Source organism: Streptomyces sp. NPDC044003, from assembly GCF_056435185.1.
Genome location: NZ_JBWKFA010000002.1, coordinates 400,981 through 415,875, shown reverse-complemented (window position 1 = coordinate 415,875; position 14,895 = coordinate 400,981). Strand labels below are relative to the sequence as shown.

Genomic DNA, 14,895 nt, shown 5'->3' with positions numbered 1-14,895 from the left:
CGGGGCGGCCTCCTCGACGGCCTCGACGACCGGGGCCTCGACGACCGGCTCGGCAGCGGCCACGGGCTCCGCGGCCTGCTCGGCGGCGGCCGTGGAAGTCACCGGCGAGGTGGCCTTACGGGTGGCACGGCGGCGGGTACGGGCCGGCGGGGCGGCCTCCTCGACGGCCTCGACGACCGGGGCCTCGACGACCGGCTCGGCAGCGGCCACGGGCTCCGCGGCCTGCTCGGCGGCGGCCGTGGAGGTCACCGGCGAGGTGGCCTTACGGGTGGCACGGCGGCGGGTACGGGCGGGGGCGGCCTCGGGGGCCTCCTCGACGGACTCGGCCGCGGGGGTCTCGACGACCGGCTCCACGGCCGGCTCGACCGCGGTCTCCACCACAGGCGCGGTGGCCTTGCGGGTGGCGCGGCGGCGGGTCCGCGGCGCGGGGGCGGCCTCGGCCTCGGCCGGGGCGGGAGTCTCGACAGCCGGGGCCTCGGCGGCCACCGGGGTCTCGGCGGTGGCGCCCGTCACCGGCGGACCGGCGGGGCGGGAAGCGGCGCGGCGCCTGCGGCGCGGCGGCAGCTTGTCACCGGGGGCGTTGGTGTCTTCGTTGGACTCGAGCATGCGGGCGGTTCTCCCGTCACGCTCCCGGGCGCCGCGCCTGGTTCCGGTCCGGCGGCACGGTCGCGCCAGTGGCGCGGTGCCGCCGTCCGGGGCGCGGGCGCCGCACGGGAGCTGTATGTCTGGCTCGCCGGTTCCGTACGCCCTGTGCGGACGGCCTGGCGAAAGTCTCCTGGTCAGTGCGCTGCCCGACCCAGGTGGCTCCCGAGTACCAGGGCGGCGCTACGACGACCGCTCCCTACGCGGTACCGGCACCCGGCGCCGTCGCCGGGGCGGTCGCGGCGGCCGTGGATGAAGCGGCCGTGACTGCCTCGCGGTCGGGCGCGAGCGGGTCGGTCACCGTGCCGGACTCCTCGTCGAAGAGCCCCTGCGCCAGCCTGGTCACCGCAGCGGGGACCGGCGGCGCCAGGTCGGCCACAGCTCGGAGACCGGACAGGACGTCGTCGGGTCGCACGGCAGGTGTCACGTGCCGAACAACCAGCCGCAGTATCGCACAGGCGCTGTCCAGCGGCCTATCACCCTGGGGATCACCCTGGGGACGGCCCGCCGTCAGCTCGGTGACAGCGGAACGGGCGTCGAAGGTGCGGACTCCGTTCTTGGTCTTGCGCTGTACTTCCACCGTCTCGGCCGCGAGAAACGCCTCGACGGCCTTCTCGGCGACCTCGACCGGGACGCCCTCCAGGCGCAGCTCCCACACGGAGGCGGTGAGCCGGTCGGCGAGACCCGAGGTCCGGGCCTCGACGGCGTCGGTGATGTCGAGGCCCGCCGGGAGGGACTCGTCGAGCAGGGCCCGCAGGTTCTCCGGGTCGCGTGCCTCGGTGAGCGCGATCTCCAGGTACTCGGCCTCGGAGCCCGTACCCGTCGGGGCGGCGTTGGCGTACGACACCTTGGGGTGCGGGGTGAAGCCCGCCGAGTACGCCATGGGCACCTCGGCACGGCGCAGCGCACGCTCGAAGGCGCGCTGGAAGTCACGGTGGCTGGTGAACCGGAGGCGGCCGCGCTTGGTGTAGCGCAGTCGGATGCGCTGCACCGCCGGTGCGGGCGGCGGGCCTTCGGGCTGTCGCTTGCCCAGTGGTTCTTCTCCTCGGTGCGGGGCGGCGCGGGTGCGCGCCGTCCACGAGATGTACGGGTTGCCCCAGGGGTCCCGCCCGGTTCACCCCCGCTTCCGCGGGGAGATCTCGGGGGCGGGCGCCGCGCCGGGGACGTTCGCTGTACTACCCAGAGTACGCGCCCGGGCCACCTCCGGTTCCCCGGGCCGGGCGGGTCCCGGGTCAGCGAGGTCCGCCGAAGAGGGCGACGCGCACCTCCCGGGCGGCGGTGCGGACGGCGCGCGCGGCGGCGGCGACGGGCCGCCACACCCAGGCCCGCAGCCAGTGGCCGACGGGGGTGAGGATCACCCGGTACGCCCAGGCGAGGGGCCGGCCGATCACGTTCCACAGCACCCAGCCGATCGCCCGGCCGACGGCCCGCGAGATCCGCCCGGCGATGTCCCAGGCCCAGGCGAGTGCGGCGCCGACCGCCCGGGCGACGGGCGCGAGCACGTACCGCCAGAGCCAGGTCAGTGGGGTCACGACCAGCAGGTCGACGACCCACCACAGGCCCTTGAGGACGGGGAGGAGGACCCACTCCCACAGGTACGTCAGCGGTGTGACGACCAGCAGGTCGATCACCCACCAGAGGGCCCGCGCGACCGGGACGATCACCCATTCCCAGAGGAAGCGCAGCGGGATCACGACCAGGTGGTGGATCAGCCATCCGAGGGCCCGGCCGACCGGGGCGAGGATCCAGCGCCACAGCTGCTTCATGCAGAAGGCGAAGGCGTCCCAGATCAGCCGGAGGGGCAGCACGATCACGAGGGCGACGGCGCGCGCCACTCCCGTGAGGCAGCCCGGGTTTTCCGTGTTCATGCCCGGAACGACGCGACGGCCCGGCAAAGGGTTTCCCCCTTCGCCGGGCCGTCACGCAAGCGTTACTACTTGACCACCGTCAGCGGCAGCAGCTTCTTGCCGGTGGGGCCGATCTGGATGTGCGTGTCCATCTGCGGGCAGACGCCGCAGTCGAAGCACGGGGTCCAGCGGCAGTCCTCGACCTCGGTCTCGTCGAGGGCGTCCTGCCAGTCCTCCCAGAGCCAGTCCTTGTCGAGGCCCGAGTCCAGGTGGTCCCAGGGCAGGACCTCCTCGTAGGTGCGCTCGCGGGTGGTGTACCAGGCGACGTCGACGCCGACCTCGGGGAGCGTCTTCTCGGCGCAGGCCATCCAGCGGTCGTACGAGAAGTGCTCGCGCCAGCCGTCGAAGCGGCCGCCGTCCTCGTACACCGCGCGGATGACCGCGCCGAGGCGGCGGTCGCCGCGGGAGAGGAGGCCCTCGACGATGCCGGGCTTGCCGTCGTGGTAGCGGAAGCCGATCGAGCGGCCGTACTTCTTGTCGCCGCGGATCTTGTCACGGAGCTTGCGCAGGCGCTCGTCCGTCTCCTCGGCCGACAGCTGCGGGGCCCACTGGAAGGGGGTGTGCGGCTTGGGGACGAAACCGCCGATGGAGACGGTGCAGCGGATGTCGTTCTGGCCGGAGACCTTGCGGCCCTCGGCGATCACGTTCATCGCCATGTCGGCGATCTGGAGGACGTCCTCGTCGGTCTCCGTCGGCAGGCCGCACATGAAGTACAGCTTCACCTGGCGCCAGCCGTTGCCGTAGGCCGTCGAGACCGTACGGATGAGGTCCTCCTCCGAGACCATCTTGTTGATGACCTTGCGCATGCGCTCGGAGCCGCCCTCGGGGGCGAAGGTGAGGCCGGAGCGGCGGCCGTTCCTCGTGAGCTCGTTCGCCAGGTCGACGTTGAAGGCGTCGACGCGGGTCGAGGGGAGGGACAGGCCGACCTTGTCGTCCGTGTAGCGGTCCGCCAGGCCCTTCGCGATCTCGCCGATCTCGGTGTGGTCCGCGGAGGAGAGGGAGAGGAGGCCGACCTCCTCGAAGCCCGTCGCCTTGAGGCCCTTCTCGACCATCTCGCCGATGCCGGTGATGCTTCGCTCCCGCACGGGGCGCGTGATCATGCCGGCCTGGCAGAAGCGGCAGCCGCGGGTGCAGCCGCGGAAGATCTCGACGGACATGCGCTCGTGGACGGTCTCCGCGAGCGGCACGAGGGGCTGCTTGGGGTACGGCCACTCGTCGAGGTCCATGACGGTGTGCTTGGACACGCGCCAGGGGACGCCCGACTTGTTCGGCACGACACGGCCGATGCGGCCGTCCGGCAGGTACTCGACGTCGTAGAACGCCGGGATGTAGACCGCGCCGGTCTTCGCGAGGCGGAAGAGGACCTCCTCGCGGCCGCCCGGCCTGCCCTCGGCCTTCCACTGACGGATGATCTCGGTCATGTCGAGGACGGCCTGCTCGCCGTCGCCGATGATCGCCGCGTCGATGAAGTCCGCGATCGGCTCGGGGTTGAACGCGGCGTGGCCGCCGGCGAGCACGATCGGGTGGTCGACGGTGCGGTCCTTCGACTCCAGCGGGATGCCCGCCAGGTCGAGGGCGGTGAGCATGTTCGTGTAGCCGAGCTCGGTGGAGAAGCTCAGGCCGAAGACGTCGAACGCGCCGACCGGGCGGTGGCTGTCCACGGTGAACTGCGGCACGTTGTGCTCGCGCATCAGCTCTTCGAGGTCCGGCCACACGCTGTAGGTGCGCTCGGCGAGGACGCCCTCGCGCTCGTTCAGCACCTCGTAGAGGATCATGACGCCCTGGTTGGGCAGGCCGACCTCGTACGCGTCCGGGTACATCAGCGCCCAGCGGACGTCGGCGGACTCCCACGGCTTGACCGTGGAGTTCAGCTCTCCACCGACGTACTGAATCGGCTTCTGCACGTGCGGGAGCAGAGCTTCGAGCTGCGGGAAGACAGACTCGGCAGCAGACATCTCGAACCTTCGTGAGCTGGCAGGGGGGCGACTCTCAAGCGTACCCCGGTGCTCAGTGGCTCAGTGCCGACCGGATTTCCGGGGCGGCGGCCCGGGCCCACACCCCGGGCAGTTCCCGCTCGTTCTCCGCGGCCCGGGCCTCCTCGCGGCCGTGGAGAAGTCCCCAGGTGAAGGCGGACTCGCCGGCCGCGTGGGCCTGGATCGCCAGCTCCCTGAGCGTCGTGCGGGCGACCACTCCGTCCTGGTGTTCGCCGAGAAGAGTCTGGACCGCCTTCACGCGCGTGGCGAGCTTCTCGGCGGGCTTCCCGAGGGTGGGGCCGGCCGCCTCGGCGGCGTACCGGGCGCGCTTGGCCGCCTTGCGGGCGGCGTGGAGGGCGAGGTCCCGGTCGTGACCGGGGTCGAGGGCGAGGGCGTGGTCGACGCGGCCGGCGAGACGGTCGTGGTCCTTGAGGACGGCGCGGGCGAGGACCTTGCGGGCGCCGCGCCCGGCGGCCTTGCGCAGGGGCGGGTCGGCGAGCAGCGCGTCGAGCGCTTCGAGCAGGGTCAGGTGGCGGGCGGAGTCCAGGGCGTCGAGGGCCCTGCGCCGCGCGCCGCCGCTGCGGGCGGCGGCCCAGATCCGCAGCCGGGCCCTGACGGGGCCGAGGCGGAGGGTCTTGGGGACCTCGTCGATCCGGGCGCTCAGCCGCTCGGCGAGCACCTCCTGGTCGCGGGCGGCGCCGAGCTCGCCGGCGAGCCACTTCAGCTCCTCGCCGAGGGGGTCGGTGACGTCCCGGTCGAGCACGGCGCCGTACGTCCTGAAGGCACTGCGCAGCCGTCGGCAGGCGACGCGCAGTTGATGCACGGCGTCGGGCAGGTCGCGGCGCACGGCGGGGTCGAGCGTGACGATCGCCTCGACCTGCTCGCGCACGTAGCCGAGCACGGCGGCGCCGGCGGTGCCGGGTTTCCCGGGGACGGCCGGCGGGCGGGGCGCCGTGCCCGTCTCCTGCAGGGCCCTCGCCAGTTTCGACGGGGCGTCCGAGGGGACGATGCCCGCCTTCTTCAGGCGTTTCCCGATCGCGTCGAGGATCGTCTCGTCGTCGGTGCCGTCGGCGAGCTCGACCTCGATCTCGGTCCAGGAGGCCTCTCCCCCGCCCAGGAGGCTTTCCGCGTGGACCGTGTCCACGGAGAGTTCCGCCAGGAGGGTGCCGTCCGCGGCGAGGAGGTGGCGGACGTCGCGGGAGGAGTGGAGGTGGACGGCGGGGAAGACCTCCGCGTCGCGGACCCGGGAGCGCAGGAGCCCCGCGAGCGCACCCGGGAGGGTGTCGCTGAGCGGGGCTCTGATCTCGTCGCGGACGCCCACGGCGACGGGGAACTTCACGTGCCAGCCGGCGTCGCTCCCGCCGGTGCGGCGGCGGAGGGTCAGCCCGTCGGCGGACAGGCGCAGGTCGGGGGTGTCGTAGTAGACGGCGTCGAGTTCCATGACGCCGTCGTCGACGACGGACGCGACTCCGGGGACGCGGGTGAGGTCCGGGAGTCCGGTGCCTCCGGTGGCTTCGTACTTCCGCTCGATCTCGCGCTTCGTCTCCGCCATAGCTCGAATCTAGCCGCCGTCAGGCCGTCATGGGCCGCTGTACCCGGATCGACTGGAGCAGTCCGATCGCCACCCATACGGCGAACATCGACGAGCCGCCGTACGAGACGAACGGCAGGGGCAGACCGGCGACCGGCATGATGCCGAGCGTCATGCCGATGTTCTCGAAGGACTGGAAGGCGAACCAGGCGATGATGCCGGCCGCGACGATCGTGCCGTAGAGCTCGGTGGTCTCGCGGGCGATCCGGCAGGAGCGCCAGAGGATGACGCCCAGGAGGACGAGGATCAGGCCGGCGCCGACGAATCCGAGTTCCTCTCCGGCGACCGTGAAGACGAAGTCGGTCTGCTGTTCGGGGACGAACTGGCCGGTGGTCTGGGAGCCCTTGAAGAGGCCGGCGCCGAGGAGGCCGCCGGAGCCGATGGCGATGCGGGCCTGGTTGGTGTTGTAGCCGACGCCGGCCGGGTCGAGGTCGGGGTTGGCGAAGGCCGCGAAGCGGTTGATCTGGTACTCGTCGAGCATGCCGAGCGTGGTGACGAGGACCGCGCCGAGGACGCCGGCGCCGATGAGGCCGAGGACCCAGCGGTTGGAGGCGCCGGAGGCGAGCAGGACGCCGAGCACGATGACCGCCATGACCATGACCGAGCCGAGGTCGGGCATCAGCATGACGATGCCCATGGGGAGGGCGGCCAGGGCGAGGGCCTTGGCGACGGTGCGGTGGTCGGGGTGGAGCTGGTCGCCGGCGTCGACCTTGGCGGCGAGGAGCATCGCCATGACCAGGATGATCGTGATCTTCACGAACTCGCTGGGCTGGAGGGAGAAGCCGCCGCCGACGACGATCCACGCGTGGGCGCCGTTGATGGTGGCGCCGAGCGGGGTGAGGACGGCGAGGATCAGCAGAATCGAGAGGCCGTAGAGGATCGGCACCGCGCCGCGCAGGGTGCGGTGGCCGAGCCAGATCGTGCCGATCATCAGGGCGAGCCCGATGCCGGTGTTGAGCACGTGCCGGAAGAGGAAGTAGTACGGGTCGCCGTTGTTGAGCTCGGTGCGGCCGCGGGTGGCGGACCAGACGAGCAGCGCGCCCATGCCGGAGAGGGCGAGCGCCGAGAGCAGAATGGGCCAGTCGAGCCGGCGGAGCACCGAGTCGCGGGCCGCCAGTTTGGCGAGGGTGCCGCGCTCGGGTGCGTACCGGGAGACGGAGAAGCCGTGGGGTGCGGTCATGGGGTCGGTCCTCCTCAGTCCCGGTGCCAGGCCGCGGGCGGGCCCGCGAGGGTCTGGTCGTCGTCCGGCTTCTTCGTGGCGGCCGGGTCGGGGGTCTTCGGTGGCGCGTTCGGGTCGATCTTGCCGACCTCGGGGTCGTACGGCTTGGTCTTCGGCGCGTCGATGGAGCCGTCGGCCTCGATCTTCGGCAGGGTCTTCTGCGGCGTCGGCAGCAGGGCCCGCTTGAGGTCCTGGTTGCCGGCGTCGTCGAGTCCGTAGAGCGCGTCGTAGATGTTGCGCACGGCGGGGCCGGAGGCGCCGGAGCCGGTACCACCCTGGGAGATCGTCATGACGATCGCGTAGTCCTTGGTGTACGTGGCGAACCAGGAGGTCGTCTGCTTGCCGTAGACCTCGGCGGTACCCGTCTTGGCGTGCATCGGGATCTTGTCCTGCGGCCAGCCGCCGAACCGCCAGGCGGCCGTACCGCGGGTGGCGACACCCGCGAGGGCCTCCTCTATCAACGCCTGGGTCTTGGCGTCCATGGGGAGCTTGCCGTGGGACGTGGGCTTGATCTCGGTGACCTTCTTGCCGTCGGGGCTGATGATCGCCTTGCCGACGGTGGGGTTCCAGAGGGTGCCGCCGTTGGCGATGGCCGCGTAGATGGTGGCCATCTGGATCGGGGTGACGAGGGTGTCGCCCTGGCCGATCGAGTAGTTGACGGAGTCACCGGCGCGCATGAGGTTGCCTTCGAGGCAGTTCTCGTAGGAGAGCTGCTGGACGTAGGTGCCGCCGCGCTTGCCGATCTTGCACCAGTAGTCCTTGTTGGCCGCCCAGAAGTCCTGCTTCCACTTCCGGTCGGGGACGCGGCCGCTGACCTCGTTGGGGAGGTCGATGCCGGTCTCGGCGCCGAGGCCGAACTGATGGGCCGTCTTGTAGAACCAGTCCTTGGCGTTCTTCTTCGGCTTCATGCCGCCGTCGTTGAGCCACTGCTGGTGGGAGAGGGCGTAGAAGACGGTGTCGCAGGAGACTTCGAGGGCCTGGCCGAGGGTGATGGAGCCGTGGCCCTGGGACTCGAAGTTCTTGAAGACCTGGCCGCCGATGGAGTACGAGGAGGGGCACGGGTAGCGGCCGTTGAAGTCATATCCGGCGTTGACGGCGGCGGTGGTCGGGATGACCTTGAAGATGGAGCCGGGGGCGGCCTGGCCCTGGATGGCCCGGTTGAGGAGCGGGAAGTTGGAGTTCTTGCCGGTGAGGGCGGCGTAGTCCTTGGCGGAGATGCCGCCGACCCAGGCGTTGGGGTCGTAGTCGGGCTGTGAGGCCATGGCGACGATGCGGCCGGTCTTCGTCTCCATGACGAGGACGGCGCCCGCGTCGGCCTTGTAGTTCTCGCTGGTGTTCTTGTCGTACGTCTTGCGGGCCTCCACCATCGCGTTGTGCAGCTCCCATTCGGCGACCGCCTGGACGCGGGCGTCGATGGAGGTGACGACGTTGGAGCCGGGGACGGCGGGGTCGCTCTTGGCCTGGCCGATGACGCGGCCGAGGTTGTCGACCTCGTAGCGGGTGACGCCGGCCTTGCCGCGGAGTTCCTTGTCGTACGTGCGCTCCAGGCCGGAGCGGCCGACCTGGTCGGAGCGGAGGAACGGCGAGTCGGTGTCCTTGGCCTTCTCGATCTCCTCGTCGGTGACGGGCGAGAGGTAGCCGAGGACCTGGGAGGTGCGGGACTTGCCGGGGGCCGGGTAGCGGCGGACGGCGGTGGGTTCGGCGGTGATGCCGGGGAAGTCCTCGGCGCGCTCGCGGATCTGGAGGGCCTGCTGGGTGGTGGCCTCGTCGGTGACGGGGATCGGCTGGTAGGGCGAACCGTTCCAGCAGGGCTTGGGCGTCTTGGAGTCGCAGAGCCGGATCTTGTTGATGACGTCCTGCGGCTTCATGTCGAGGACGTCGGCGAGCCGGGTGAGCACGCCCTTGCCGTCGTCCTTCATCTTCATCAGCTCGGTGCGGGACGCGGAGACCACGAGGCGGGTCTCGTTGTCGGCGAGCGGGACGCCGCGGGCGTCGAGGAGCGAGCCGCGGACGGCGGGCTGGACGACCTGCTGGACGTGGTTGTTCTTCGCCTCGTCCGTGTACTCCTTGCCGTTGCGGATCTGGAGGTACCAGAGCCGGCCGCCCAGAGTGAGGAGCAGTGAGAAGACGAGGATCTGGATGACGACGAGCCGGATCTGGACCCGGGGGGTCCGCCCTGTCTCGGGGATGTTGCTCATGCTGCCGGTGCCCCCTCGGTCACGGTCGCTCGGCTCCCTTGATGCGTCCGGTCGTCACAGTCGCTTGACTCCCTTGATGCGTCCGGCGCGTGAGGCACGGCTCCGTGCGGCCTTCACGCGCAGGCCCCCGCGCTGGGCGCCGATCCTGAGGCCGGTGCCGGAGGAGAGCCAGCCGGAGGCGACGTCGGCGCCGTTGCCGCCGCCGGCGTCGGCGAGCGGGTCGTTCTCGGCGCGGCGGGCCAGCGCCATGATGAGCGGCACCGTGAAGGGCGCGAGAAGCAGGTCGTACACGGCCGCGGTGAACAGCAGGAAGCCGAGGCCGACATGGCGGGCGGCGGTGTCGCCGACGAGGGCGCCCACACCCGCGTACAGGAGCGTGGAGCCGAGGGCCGCGGCGACGACGACGGCCATGGGGCCGGCCGCGGAGGTCAGCCGGCCGTTGTCCGGCTTCGCGAGGCCGACGAGGTAGCCGATGACGCAGAGCACGAGGGCGTAGCGGCCGGCGGCGTGGTCGGCGGGCGGGGCGAGGTCGGAGAGCAGGCCGGCGGTGAAGCCGATGAGGGAGCCGCTGACCGGTCCGTAGACGAGGGCGAGGCCGACGACGGTGAGGAGGACGAGGTCGGGGACGGCGCCGGGGAGCTGGAGCCGGGCGAGGACGGAGACCTGGACGACCAGGGCGACGACGATCAGGGTGGCGGAGAGGAGGATGCGGTTGAACTTCACGGTGTCACGCCCCCCTGGTCCTGCTGCGCCTGCTGGTTCTGGCCGTCGTTCTGATTCTGGCCCTGGCTCTGCGGGTTCGCCTGCTGTCCGTCCGGTGGCGGCGGTGTGACCGTGACCGTGACGGTCGGCGCGGGCTTGGGCTTCTGCGGCAGGACCATGTCGCGGGGGTCGGAGCGCGGGGCCTGGACGACGACGCCGACGATGTCGAGCTTGGTGAAGCCGACGTACGGGCGGACGTAGATGTTGCGGGTCAGGCCGCCGCCCGAGGGGTCGACACGGACGACCTCGCCGACCGGGACGCCGGGCACGAAGGGCTTGTCGGCGCGGGAGCCGAAGGTGACGAGCCGGTCGCCGGGCTTGACCTTGGCCTTGCCGTTGAGGAGCTGGACGAGGAGGGGGCTGTCGCCCTGGCCGGTGGCGAAGCCGAGTTCGTCGCTCTTCTCCATACGGGTGCCGACGGTGAAGTCGGGGTCGTTGGCGAGGAGGACGGTGGAGGTGGAGGGACCGACGGTGGTGACACGGCCGACGAGACCGGAGCCGTTGAGCACGGTCATGTCCCGCTTGATGCCGTCGCGCGCGCCGACGTCGATGGTGACGGTCCAGGAGAAGCCCTGGGCCGCTCCTATGGCGATGACCTGGGCGCCCTTGATGCCGTACTGCCCGGCGCCGGCGGTCTTGAGCATGGAGTCGAGCTCGCGCAGCCGGTTGCGGTTGCGGTCGTCGCTGCCGAGCTTCGCCTTGAGTTCGGCGTTCTCCTTCTCCAGGGCGGCGATCCGGGTGTGCCGCTCGCCGGAGTCCCGTACCGCGCCTATGGCGTTGCCGACGGGATCGACGGCGGCCGCCACACCGTTCTCGACGGGCCCGAAGACCGCGGCTGCGGCCTGTCGGGCACCGTCGACGGGTGACTCCTGACCGCCGCGGATGTCCACCGTGATCAGTGCGAACGCGATGGCGATCAGCAGCACCAGGAGCAGCCGGCTCTCTCGTGTGTCCCTCACGTGCGGCGGCCGTGCCTTTCCTCGTGGTTCGGTTGTTCGGCTGTACTACTGCGGTGGTGCGGTTCTAGCGGCGCGGCTGGGCGTCCAGGACCTGCTGGAGCGCCTCGAACTCCTCCACGCACTTGCCGGAGCCGAGCGCCACCGAGTCCAGCGGGTCCTCGGCGATGTGGATCGGCATGCCGGTCTCGCGCCGGAGGCGCTCGTCGAGGCCGCGGAGCAGGGCGCCGCCACCCGTGAGAACGATGCCGCGGTCCATGACGTCACCGGAGAGCTCCGGCGGGCACTTGTCGAGGGTGGTCTTCACGGCGTCGACGATCGCGTTGACCGGCTCCTCGATGGCCTTGCGGACCTCGGCGGCGGAGATGACCACGGTCTTGGGCAGACCGGAGACGAGGTCGCGGCCGCGGATCTCGGTGTGCTCGTCCTTGTCGAGGTCGTACGCGGAGCCGATGGTGATCTTGATCTGCTCGGCGGTGCGCTCACCGAGGAGGAGCGAGTACTCCTTCTTGATGTGCTGGATGATCGCGTTGTCCAGCTCGTCGCCGGCGACCCGGATGGACTGTGCTGTGACGATTCCGCCGAGGGAGATGACGGCGACCTCGGTGGTGCCGCCACCGATGTCGACGACCATGTTGCCGGTGGCCTCGTGGACGGGGAGGCCCGAGCCGATGGCCGCCGCCATGGGCTCCTCGATGATGTGCACCTGACGGGCACCGGCCTGGGTCGACGCCTCGATGACGGCGCGGCGCTCCACTCCGGTGATGCCGGAGGGCACGCAGACGACGACGCGGGGGCGGGCCAGGTAGCGGCGCTTGTGGATCTTGAGGATGAAGTAGCGGAGCATGCGCTCGGTGATCTCGAAGTCGGCGATCACACCGTCCTTGAGCGGGCGCACGGCGACGATGTTGCCGGGGGTCCGGCCGATCATCTTCTTCGCCTCGGCGCCGACCGCGAGGATGCCCCCGGTGTTGGTGTTGATGGCGACGACTGACGGCTCGTTCAGAACGATGCCTCGACCCCTGACGTACACCAGCGTGTTGGCGGTCCCGAGGTCGACAGCCATGTCACGGCCGATGAACGACATTGAGTTCCCCTTGATTTCCCATGGCTGAGAGTGGTGCGGCGTGGAGTTTTCCATCGTAGTGCCGCCCGCGCGAATGGCGCGCGTTGGTCCACCTCAGTACTGGTGACGGCAGGACGCGGCGATCCGTTCCCGGGATTGGCGTTCATATGCCTGGGGGCGACCGAAATTCCTTCGGTCGCCCCACAGGGTGCTTCGTTCGGCTGACTTCGCGTCAGACCAGACCCGGGAAGAAGATCTTCAGCTCGCGGGCCGCCGACTCCTCGGAGTCCGAGGCGTGGATCAGGTTCTCGCGGACGATCGTGCCGAAGTCGCCCCGGATGGAGCCCGGCGCGGCGGCGATCGGGTCGGTCGGGCCGGCGAGCGTGCGCAGGCCCTCGATGACCCGCTCACCGTCGACGACGAGCGCGACGACCGGGCCGGACTGCATGAAGCCCATGAGCGGCTCGTAGAAGGGCTTGCCCTTGTGCTCGCCGTAGTGCTGCTCCAGCGTGTCCTGGTCGAGCTCGCGCAGCTCCAGGGCCGCGATGGTCCAGCCGGCCTTGCGCTCGATACGGCCGATGATCTCGCCGATCAGACCACGGCGGACGGCGTCGGGCTTGAGCAGGACGAGCGATCGCTGGCTCACGGGGGAACTCCTTCGGAAAAACGGTGTGCGGGACCTCCGAGGCTACAGGGCCCGCACCCCCGTCGATTACGCAGCGTCAGGCCCTGCCGAGGCCTGTGCGGCCCAGCGTGCCTTGACCTCGTCGATCCGCCGCCCGTAGTGAACCGAGGCCCACCACAGACCGGCGAAGACCGCGCCGAGGAAGAACATGGTCGGGACGAAGAAGCCGCTGAGGACCAGCCCGAGCTGCAGGGCCCAGCCGAGCTGCACCCCGCCGGGCCGGGTGATCATCCCGCACAGCAGCACCGAGAAGACCATGGCCACGCCGCAGACCCACCAGACGGTGGACGTGGCGAGGCTGTCGTCCTTCATGGCGACGAGCCCGGCGAAGCCGATCACGAAGAACTCGCCGATGAGCGTCGAGGAACAGAGCACACGCATCGGGTTCAGCCCCTTCGCAGCAGCAGTCGGGCGTCGCCGACCGTGAAGATCGAACCGGTCACGAGGACACCCGCGCCGCCGTACTCGGCCTCTTCCTCCGCGAGGGTGATGGCCGCCTCGATGGCGTCGGGCAGCCGCGGCTCGACGACGACCCGGTCCTCTCCGAAGACCTCGACGGCCGTCGCGGCGAGCGCGTCGACGTCGGTGGCCCGCGGGTTGGAGTTCGCGGTGATCACGACCTCCGCGAAGATCGGCTCGAAGGCCTCCAGGAGCCCCTTGGCGTCCTTGTCCCCGCTCGTGGAGACCACGCCGATGAGCCGGGAGAAGCCGAAGGCCTCGCTGACGCCCTCGGCCGTCGCCCGCGCGCCGTGCGGGTTGTGCGCGGCGTCCAGGATGACGGTCGGCGAGGAGCGGACGATCTCCAGGCGGCCCGGCGAGGCCACCTGGGCGAAGGCCCGGCGCACGGTGTCGATGTCCAGGGTCCTGGCGTGCTCGGCGCCGATCCCGAAGAAGGCCTCGACCGCCGCGAGCGCCACCACGGCGTTGTGCGCCTGGTAGGCGCCGTGCAGCGGCAGGAAGATCTCGTCGTACTCGCCGCCGAGGCCGCGCAGGGTGAGGAGCTGGCCGCCGACCGCGACCTCGCGGGAGACCACGCCGAACTCCATGCCCTCACGGGCCACGGTCGCGTCCGCCTCGACGGCCTTCTTCAGCAGGACCTGGGCCGCGTCGACCGGCTGCTGGGCCAGGATGACGGTCGCGCCCGGCTTGATGATCCCCGACTTCTCGGCCGCGATCTCGGCGGTCGTCTCGCCGAGCCGGTCCGTGTGGTCGAGGTCGATGGGGGTGACGACGGCGACGGAGGCGTCGATGACGTTCGTCGCGTCCCAGGTGCCGCCCATGCCGACCTCGACGACGGCCGCGTCGACCGGGGCGTCCGCGAAGGCCGCGTACGCCATGCCGGTGAGGACCTCGAAGAAGGAGAGCCGGTACTCCTCTCGGGCGTCGACCATCTCCACGTACGGCTTGACGTCCTGGTACGTCTCGATGAACCGCTCGGCGGAGATCGGGGCGCCGTCCAGGCTGATCCGCTCGGTGATCGTCTGCACGTGCGGCGAGGTGTAGCGCCCGGTGCGCAGCTCGAAGGCGCCGAGCAGGGCCTCGATCATGCGGGCCGTCGACGTCTTGCCGTTGGTGCCGGTGACGTGGATCGAGGGGTACGCGCGCTGCGGCTCGCCGAGGACGTCCATCAGGGCCGCGATCCGGGTGACGGAGGGGTCCAGCTTGGTCTCGCCCCAGCGGGTGGACAGCTCGGTCTCGACCTCGCGCAGCGCCTTGTCCAGCTCGGGGTCCTCGGGACGGCTGGGCACGGGATCGCCCTGCGGCAGTCCGCCCTGCGTGCGCAGGGTGCGGCTGCCGGCCTCGATCACCGCCAGGTCGGGGTCGCGGTTCGTCTCGGTGTCGACGATGTCGTCGAACTGGTCATTCGGGTCGCTCGGCTCGCTCACGGGCCCAGTC

The 14,895-nt window shown here is 71.1% G+C and carries 12 protein-coding genes and 1 pseudogene; all 13 read right to left on the bottom strand.

The genetic code is table 11. From position 1 onward, the window contains the following. Positions 1-606, bottom strand: a pseudogene (locus tag AC07AW_RS08485) (ribonuclease E/G); the annotation flags it as partial. Between the two features lie 235 nt (positions 607-841). Next, on the bottom strand, positions 842-1,633 hold the full coding sequence (locus AC07AW_RS08480) for a TIGR03936 family radical SAM-associated protein (RefSeq protein ID WP_478814698.1): 792 nt from the start codon (positions 1,631-1,633) through the stop codon (positions 842-844). A 241-nt stretch (positions 1,634-1,874) separates the two neighbouring features. Beyond that, positions 1,875-2,510 carry a hypothetical protein gene (locus tag AC07AW_RS08475; RefSeq protein WP_478814697.1) on the bottom strand — a complete coding sequence of 212 codons (636 nt, stop codon included), beginning with the start codon at positions 2,508-2,510 and terminating at the stop codon, positions 1,875-1,877. 65 nt (positions 2,511-2,575) lie between these two features. Beyond that, positions 2,576-4,504 carry a TIGR03960 family B12-binding radical SAM protein gene (locus tag AC07AW_RS08470; RefSeq protein ID WP_478814696.1) on the bottom strand — a complete coding sequence of 643 codons (1,929 nt, stop codon included), beginning with the start codon at positions 4,502-4,504 and terminating at the stop codon, positions 2,576-2,578. A gap of 52 nt (positions 4,505-4,556) precedes the next feature. After that, positions 4,557-6,074, bottom strand: coding sequence for a CYTH and CHAD domain-containing protein (locus AC07AW_RS08465; protein WP_478814695.1), 1,518 nt, complete (start codon positions 6,072-6,074; stop codon positions 4,557-4,559). Between the two features lie 19 nt (positions 6,075-6,093). Beyond that, positions 6,094-7,293: a rod shape-determining protein RodA gene (rodA, locus tag AC07AW_RS08460; protein WP_478814694.1), complete on the bottom strand. Its 1,200-nt coding sequence runs from the start codon at positions 7,291-7,293 to the stop codon at positions 6,094-6,096. 14 nt (positions 7,294-7,307) lie between these two features. Further along, positions 7,308-9,530, bottom strand: a complete 2,223-nt coding sequence (gene mrdA / locus AC07AW_RS08455) for a penicillin-binding protein 2 (RefSeq protein WP_478814693.1) — start codon at positions 9,528-9,530, stop codon at positions 7,308-7,310. A 54-nt stretch (positions 9,531-9,584) separates the two neighbouring features. Further along, a complete protein-coding gene (gene mreD / locus AC07AW_RS08450) occupies positions 9,585-10,253 on the bottom strand; it encodes a rod shape-determining protein MreD (RefSeq protein WP_478814692.1) in 669 nt (222 codons plus the stop codon). Then, the gene (gene mreC / locus AC07AW_RS08445; protein WP_478814691.1) at positions 10,250-11,251 is read right to left on the bottom strand and encodes a rod shape-determining protein MreC; all 1,002 of its coding nucleotides are present in this window, start codon (positions 11,249-11,251) and stop codon (positions 10,250-10,252) included. The genes mreD and mreC overlap by 4 nt, the downstream gene beginning before the upstream one ends. 64 nt (positions 11,252-11,315) lie before the next feature. Further along, positions 11,316-12,335: a rod shape-determining protein gene (locus AC07AW_RS08440; RefSeq protein WP_017239313.1), complete on the bottom strand. Its 1,020-nt coding sequence runs from the start codon at positions 12,333-12,335 to the stop codon at positions 11,316-11,318. A 211-nt stretch (positions 12,336-12,546) separates the two neighbouring features. After that, positions 12,547-12,960, bottom strand: a complete 414-nt coding sequence (gene ndk, locus AC07AW_RS08435; RefSeq protein WP_352017594.1) for a nucleoside-diphosphate kinase — start codon at positions 12,958-12,960, stop codon at positions 12,547-12,549. 66 nt (positions 12,961-13,026) lie between these two features. Beyond that, positions 13,027-13,380 carry a DUF4233 domain-containing protein gene (locus AC07AW_RS08430; protein WP_478814690.1) on the bottom strand — a complete coding sequence of 118 codons (354 nt, stop codon included), beginning with the start codon at positions 13,378-13,380 and terminating at the stop codon, positions 13,027-13,029. A gap of 5 nt (positions 13,381-13,385) precedes the next feature. Then, on the bottom strand, positions 13,386-14,885 hold the full coding sequence (gene folC, locus AC07AW_RS08425) for a bifunctional tetrahydrofolate synthase/dihydrofolate synthase (RefSeq protein WP_478814689.1): 1,500 nt from the start codon (positions 14,883-14,885) through the stop codon (positions 13,386-13,388). Between the last annotated feature and the right edge of the window lie 10 nt (positions 14,886-14,895).

Bases quoted from the DNA above. Each gene is read 5' to 3' on its own strand.
- AC07AW_RS08475 (WP_478814697.1), bottom strand. From the start codon at position 2,510: ATGAACACGGAAAACCCGGGCTGCCTCACGGGAGTGGCGCGCGCCGTC.
- AC07AW_RS08470 (WP_478814696.1), bottom strand. From the start codon at position 4,504: ATGTCTGCTGCCGAGTCTGTCTTCCCGCAGCTCGAAGCTCTGCTCCCG.
- AC07AW_RS08465 (WP_478814695.1), bottom strand. From the start codon at position 6,074: ATGGCGGAGACGAAGCGCGAGATCGAGCGGAAGTACGAAGCCACCGGA.
- rodA (WP_478814694.1), bottom strand. From the start codon at position 7,293: ATGACCGCACCCCACGGCTTCTCCGTCTCCCGGTACGCACCCGAGCGC.
- mrdA (WP_478814693.1), bottom strand. From the start codon at position 9,530: ATGAGCAACATCCCCGAGACAGGGCGGACCCCCCGGGTCCAGATCCGG.
- AC07AW_RS08440 (WP_017239313.1), bottom strand. From the start codon at position 12,335: ATGTCGTTCATCGGCCGTGACATGGCTGTCGACCTCGGGACCGCCAAC.
- AC07AW_RS08430 (WP_478814690.1), bottom strand. From the start codon at position 13,380: ATGCGTGTGCTCTGTTCCTCGACGCTCATCGGCGAGTTCTTCGTGATC.